Consider the following 6,306-nt stretch of genomic DNA (forward strand, 5'->3'; position numbering starts at 1 on the left):
GGCGGAGAGAAGAGCAACTGAGGTGCCAGACGCGATTACGAGGGATAACAGATTGATTTCACTCGCTCTGGGTCCCTTACATTGTCGGCTTTACAAGCGTCTCCGTGTTGCGTTCACGACACGCTGTGCCGCCACATTGTCTCGTTTTAGAAACATCAAACATCGACGATCAGCCGGACCTCCGACCGGTCGCCCTCCTCGGTGACCGACACCTGGTGGTAGGTTGCAGCCTTCACGACCGTGCCGGGACGGTGGCGGCGGGTGTCGATCGCCTCGCCGCGCAGGAGGCCGTGCACCAGCGCCGGCCCCGGCCTCGTCACCTCCACCCGCCGCACCGCGAACCCCTCGATCTCGTGCACGTACAGGCACTCGTTGATCCAGTTCACGAGCAGGCGCTCGGGCGAGTCGCCCTGCGCGCGGACCTCCCGCGTCTCGCGTTCCTCGACGTCTTCGGGGGCGATCGTCAGGGCGAGAACCCCGAGCGCGGCCTGGGCGAGCGCTTCCGTCAGCGTCGGTCCCCACGCCCTCACGCCGACGTCGGCGGCCACATCGAAGTAGTCGTAGCCGGCCTCAGTCACGAAGGCGCTCCGCGGCCGGCGCCCCGCCACCGAGATCGCCGAACCTGAATTGAAGAATCGCGGCGATGGCCGGGCCCGCCGTCTCGGTGCGCAGGATGCGCGGACCGAGCCGGGCGGTCATCCATCCCTGCGCTCGCGCCAGCTCGACTTCGCGGCGCGCCAGCCCGCCCTCGGGGCCGACGAGCACCAGCGCCACGCGCGGCGGCGCCGCCACCGCCTCCAGCGCGCGCGCCAGCGACGGCCCCTCGCCCTCCCAGAGGCAAAGCTTCAGCTCGGTCGCGCCGGCGGGGATCTCCAGCCACTCGGCGAGAGGGCGAGGCACGCCGACCTCGGGAACGATCGCGCGCCCGCACTGCTTGGCCGCTTCCTTGGCCACCCGCTGCCACCGGCGCGCACGCTCCCGCCAGCGACTCGGCTCCAGGTGGACGATGGTGCGCTCCGTAATCGCCGGCAGCACCCGCGCCACGCCGAGCTCGGTGGCCGCCCGCACGATCAGCTCCATCTTGTCGCCTTTGGGAACGCCCTGGACGAGCGTGATCGCCAGCGGGGTCTCGGCCCGGTTGGTGGCCACGCCGAGCACGGTCCCGGTGGCGGTCTCGCCGAGCGACTCGATGCGCACGGTGTAGTCGCGACCGCGCCCGTCGGCGGCGACGACGAGATCGCCGGGCGCCAATCGTAAGACCGCCGCCATGTGGCGCGTCTCGTCGCGGTCGAAGACGACGCGGTCGCCGTCGATCCGCTCGGGCGCGATCGTGAACCGCCGCAGAGCGCTCATAGGTCGGAGGGGACCTCGGCGGCCCCCTCCGAGATCCCTGGTCGGAGGGGAGCCTCGCGGCCCCCTCCGAATCCATAGTCGGAGGGAGCCTCGCGGCCCCCTCCGAACCACCCCCAAGGGGGCGCCGCCGAGGCCGGCGCTCGAGGAAGCGCGTGCGACCTTTGGATTGACACAGGATGTCTCATCCTGTGCGGCGGAGCTCGAGGGTGGTCCAGCCGTCCACAGACCGGGCGGCCCCCGGCGCGAAGCCCTGCGCGCGCAACGCGGGGCCGAGGCCGGCCGCCTCGCCGTCGAGCAGGCCGCCCAGGACGAGCCTGCCGCCGGGGGCGACGTAGCGCGCGTAGGCGGCCGCCAGGCGCCGGTGGGCGGCCGACAACAGATTGGCGAGCACCAGCGGTGCCGGGTCCGTCGTGAGCGCGCCGGCGTCGGCCGTCATGCAGGCGATGCGCTCGGCTACGCGGTTGAGTGCGATATTGGCGGTCGCGCAGGCCACCGCGTCGGGATCGTCGTCCACCGCCAGGATCCGCCCCACGCCCAGTCGCGCCGCCGCGATGGCCAGGATGCCGGAACCCGTGCCCAGATCGATCGCCGCGCGCGGTGGGCGCTTGCCGATGATCGTCTCGAGCGCTTCGAGACAGCCTGCGGTGCTGCCGTGATGTCCGGTGCCGAAGGCGCGGCCCGGCTCGATGACGATCGCCAGCCGCCCGGGGACCGCCGGGACGTCCCACGGCGGCGCCACCAGCAGGCGGCGCCCGACGCGCAGCGGCCGAAAGTGCTCGCGCCAGGCCTCGGCCCAGTTCGCCTCCGCGACCGGCGCCACGCGCGGCGCGCCCGGAGCCGCGAAGCCCAGCGCGCGCAGTCCGCCGATGTAGTCGCTCATGCGCGCGTGGAGGCGCTGCGCGTCGAGGTGGCCCGGAAAGAACGCCCGCAGCCGCGGCTCCTCACCGGAGGCCTGCTCCTCGACGACCCCGAGCGCGCCCAGCTCCCAGAGGAAGTTGGTGATCCCTTCGGCGACGTCGCCGGAGACGGGAAGGGCGAGCTCCCAATACGAAGCCGCGCTCATCGGGAGGCTCGACGGCGCATCCGCGCCTACTCGAGGAGCTTCTTCATCCGCTCGAGGAAGGAGGTGATGAGCGGCCCCCCCTGCCCCTTCGACTCCGCCTCGAACGCCTCGAGGGCTTCGCGCTGGCGGGCGTTGAGCTTCGGGGGCACTTCGAGGATCAGCCGGTAGCACGCGTCGCCGTGTCCCCGCTCCCGGAGGCGCGGCATGCCGCGGCCGCGGAGCTTGAGGATCTGATTCGGCTGGCTGCCGGCAGGGATCTTCAGCTTCGCCGTCCCGCCCAGCACCGGCACATCCGCCTCGGCCCCCAGCGCCAGCTGCGCGAACGTCATCGGCAGATCGCAGTAGAGATCCGCCCCGTTGCGGACGAACAGCTCGTGCTCCCTGATCCGCACCAGCACGTAGAGATCGCCCGGCGGCCCGCCCCCGTAGCCGGCCGAGCCCTCGGCCGAGACCCTCAGCTGCATGCCGTCGTCGATGCCGGGCGGAATCTTGACCTGCAGCAGGCGCTCGGCGCGCTGGCGGCCTTCGCCCCGGCAGGCCGGGCACGGGTTGCGGTTCAGCTCGCCCTCGCCGTGGCACTTCGGGCACGTGCGGGCGACGGTGAGGAAGCCCTGGCTCAGCCGGACCTCGCCTCGGCCGTGGCACATGTCGCAGGCGGCGCGCCGGCTGCCCGGCTCGAGCCCGGTGCCGTTGCACTCCCCGCAGCGCTCCATGCGCGGGATCTGGATCTTGGTCTCCAGTCCGGTCGCGGCCTCGTCGAGCGAGATCTTCAGCTCGTATTGGAGGTCCTCGCCCCGCGCTGTGCGGCCGCGCCGCCCGCGCCCGGTGCCGGTGAAGAAGCTCTCGAAGATGTCCTCGAAGAGGGTGCCGAACCCCTGCTCGGCGAAGCCGCCGCCGACCCCGACCGACCCGAACCGGTCGAACTGGGCGCGCTTGTCGGGATCCGACAGGACGGCGTACGCCTGGCTGGCCTCCTTGAAGCGATCTTCGGCCCCCTTGTCCCCCGGGTTGCGGTCCGGGTGGTACTGCATGGCGAGCTGGCGGTAGGCGCGCTTGATCTCCGCCTCGCTGGCGTTGCGCGAGACCCCCAGTACTTCGTAGTAGTCGCGCGGCATCTACGAGGCCGCGTCCGCGTCGGGGGCGACGGCGACGGCGACCTGGGCGGGGCGGAGCACGCGACCGTTCAGGAGGTAGCCCGGGACGTGTTCCGACACGACCGTGCCGGGCGGCTGGTCGGGCTTGACCACGCGCTCGGTCGCCTCGTGGCGCGTCGGATCGAATGGATGCCCGACCGCCGAGTAGCGCGTGACGCCGGCCCGCTCCAGGACGCGCAGCAGCTCGCGCTGGATGAGCTCCACGCCCTCGACCACTCTGCTGACGTCCGGGGCCGAGCGCGCCGCCGCCAGGGCACGGTCCAGGTTGTCGAGCACGGGGATCAGCTCGCGGACCAGGCCCTCGTTGGCGTAGCGGATGGACTCCTCCCGCTCGCGCTGGGTACGGCGCTTCATGTTGTCCATCTCGGCCAGCGCGCGGAGGAGCCGGTCCTGCTTGTCGTCGAGCTGCCGCCGGAGCTCCTCGCGCTCCGCCGTGATCTCGACCTTCTCGGTCTCCCGTAAGTCCTGGGACTCCGCGCGATCAGCCGGCGATTTCATACGGTCAGCGTCGCTCATGTCTCGAATTATAGCAGCCGGCGTCGCGGCGCCGGCGGTCGGCCGGGCCTACGACGGCAGGTAGAGGTCCTGGCGGACGCGCGACAGCGCCTCGGTGACGTGGCGCGCGGTCTCGTTGACTACCGAGATGACGTCGGGGTAGGGCAGGCGCCGGGGCCCGACGACGCCGAGGATGCCCAGCACCTGGTTGCGATAGAGATAGGTCGAGGTGATGAGGGTGCACTCGCGCATCTCGGCGTAGGGATTCTCCCGGCCGATGGTGACGTGCAGGCCCTCGTCCTCGGCCAGGTTGGCCATCAGATCGGCCAGCCGCTCCTTCTGTTCGAAGGTGCGCAGCAGCTCGCGGGTCGTCTCGATGTCCCAGAACTCCGGGTGGTCGAGCATGTTGATGGCGCCGCTGATATAGAGCGTGCGGCCGCGCAGGAGCACCAGGATCTGCTCCATGATGGCGCGCGCCCGCGTGTGCAGCTCGTCCAGCGGATCGGCCGGCGGCGTCTCCATCTCCACGATCTCCGCCACGGTGCGGTCGCGGAAGCGCCGCGTCAGCTCGCGGCCGATCTTGCGCACCTCGTCCGCGGGAAGCGGGGGGTCGACGGCGATCGCGCGGGCCGTCACCCAGCCGGAATCCGTCACCAGGACGGCCAGGACACGGTCCTCCTCCAGCGGAATCATCTCGACCCGAGTGATGGTCGTCTGCTTGAGCGGCGGCGCCAGCAGCAGCCCCGTCATCCGGGTGACGCTGGACAGGTGCTCGGACGTGCGCTCCATGAAGCCGTCGATGCCGGAGGGGCGCGCCGGCAGGCTCTCGGGCGGCCCCGGCGGTGTCGCCAGCGACGGCGGGAAGGACTCCACGTAGAGGCGATAGGCCTTGTCCGTGGGCACCCGGCCGGCACTGGTGTGGGGCTGGGCGAGGTAGCCCATCTCTTCGAGGTCGGCCATCGCGTTCCGGATGGTCGCCGCCGAGAGCTGTTTCAGGTAGCGCTTGGCCAGCAGGCGCGAGCCGACGGGCTGCGCCGAGTCGATGTATTCGCGGATCAGGGCGATGAGAACGTCGCGATGCCGCTCATCCATCAACGCTCTTGTAGCAACCGGGTGTGGCCAAGTCAAGGTGAGTGGACTACAGCAGCTCCACGAACAGCGCGTCGGAGACGAGAAACCCGGCTTCGCTGAGGGCGACGCGCGCGCCGGTCCACGCGAGCAGCCCGGCGCGCTCCCAGTCGTCGAGCCGCCGCTCCCGCGCGGGGTCGCCGGCCAGCCGCTCGCTGAGCCACGCCGCCGGTACGCCGTCGGCGGTGCGCAGCCCGAGGATCAGGCGCTCGCCGAGCCGCTGGCGGGGCGTCAGGCGCTCGGCCTCCGCGATGGGCAGCGCGCCGCGCTCGAGCGTCTCGCAGTAGCGCGGGACGGGCTTGGCGTTGCAGTAGCGCAGGTCGCCCGCGAAGGCGCAGGCGCCGGGCCCGGCGGCGAGATATTCTGCCGCCCGCCAGTAGATCTGGTTGTGCCGCGACCGGAAGCCGGGGCGCGCGTAGTTGGAGACCTCGTAGTGCTCGAAGCCGTGGGTGGCGGCGGCGCGCACCAGCGCCCAGTACTGCTCGACCACCGTGCCCTCGGGCGGCAGCCCCGCGACCCCGGTCACGCCCCAGAGGCTTCCGGCGTCCAGCGTCAGCCCGTAGGCGGACAGGTGATCGGGCTGCCAGTCGAGCACCCGCTGGACCGCCCCCGTCCAGCCGGCGAGGTCCAGGCCGGGCAGGCCGTACATGATGTCGACGCTGACGTTCGCGCACCCCGCCGCGCGCGCGGCCTCGAATGCGGCGCGCGCGTCGCGGGCGCTGTGGAGGCGGCCCAGGCGCGGCAGGAGCGTGTCGTCCAGCGACTGGATCCCGAGACTGATCCGGTTCACGCCGGCCTCGCGGTAGCCCTCGAACTTCTCCCGCGAGACGCTCTCCGGGTTGCACTCCACGGTGACCTCGGCGTCCGCCGCCACGTGGAAGCGCGTCCGGAGCGCGGCGAGGATCGCCGCCACCTCGTCGGCGGCCAGCAACGAGGGTGTGCCGCCGCCGAAGAACACCGTCGCCAGCGTGACGTCGCCCGCCCACGGCAGGGTGCTCAGCAGCTCGACCTCGCGCTGGAGGGCGCCGAGATAGCGGATCATCGCGCCGGCGTCCATCGGGGCGGTGTTGAACGAGCAGTAGTAGCACCGCTTCGCGCAGAACGGCACATGTA

7 protein-coding genes are annotated in these 6,306 nt (G+C 71.8%); all 7 read right to left on the reverse strand.

Going from position 1 to position 6,306, the window contains the following annotated elements:
* Positions 1-155: 155 nt before the first annotated feature.
* The gene (locus tag VGV13_21345; protein HEV8643631.1) at positions 156-578 is read right to left on the reverse strand and encodes an archease; all 423 of its coding nucleotides are present in this window, start codon (positions 576-578) and stop codon (positions 156-158) included.
* Positions 571-1,353: a 16S rRNA (uracil(1498)-N(3))-methyltransferase gene (locus VGV13_21350; GenBank protein ID HEV8643632.1), complete on the reverse strand. Its 783-nt coding sequence runs from the start codon at positions 1,351-1,353 to the stop codon at positions 571-573. The genes VGV13_21345 and VGV13_21350 overlap by 8 nt, the downstream gene beginning before the upstream one ends.
* A 181-nt stretch (positions 1,354-1,534) precedes the next feature.
* On the reverse strand, positions 1,535-2,416 hold the full coding sequence (locus tag VGV13_21355) for a 50S ribosomal protein L11 methyltransferase (protein HEV8643633.1): 882 nt from the start codon (positions 2,414-2,416) through the stop codon (positions 1,535-1,537).
* 26 nt (positions 2,417-2,442) lie between these two features.
* Positions 2,443-3,531, reverse strand: coding sequence for a molecular chaperone DnaJ (gene dnaJ, locus VGV13_21360; GenBank protein ID HEV8643634.1), 1,089 nt, complete (start codon positions 3,529-3,531; stop codon positions 2,443-2,445).
* Positions 3,532-4,068, reverse strand: a complete 537-nt coding sequence (locus VGV13_21365) for a nucleotide exchange factor GrpE (protein HEV8643635.1) — start codon at positions 4,066-4,068, stop codon at positions 3,532-3,534. It lies immediately after the preceding gene.
* Between the two features lie 66 nt (positions 4,069-4,134).
* Positions 4,135-5,157: a heat-inducible transcriptional repressor HrcA gene (gene hrcA / locus VGV13_21370; GenBank protein HEV8643636.1), complete on the reverse strand. Its 1,023-nt coding sequence runs from the start codon at positions 5,155-5,157 to the stop codon at positions 4,135-4,137.
* Between the two features lie 46 nt (positions 5,158-5,203).
* The coding region (gene hemW / locus VGV13_21375; GenBank protein ID HEV8643637.1) for a radical SAM family heme chaperone HemW at positions 5,204-6,306 on the reverse strand (1,103 nt) is incomplete at its 5' end.

The organism is Candidatus Methylomirabilota bacterium, assembly GCA_036001065.1.
Taxonomy (GTDB): Bacteria; Methylomirabilota; Methylomirabilia; order Rokubacteriales; family CSP1-6; genus MNEF01.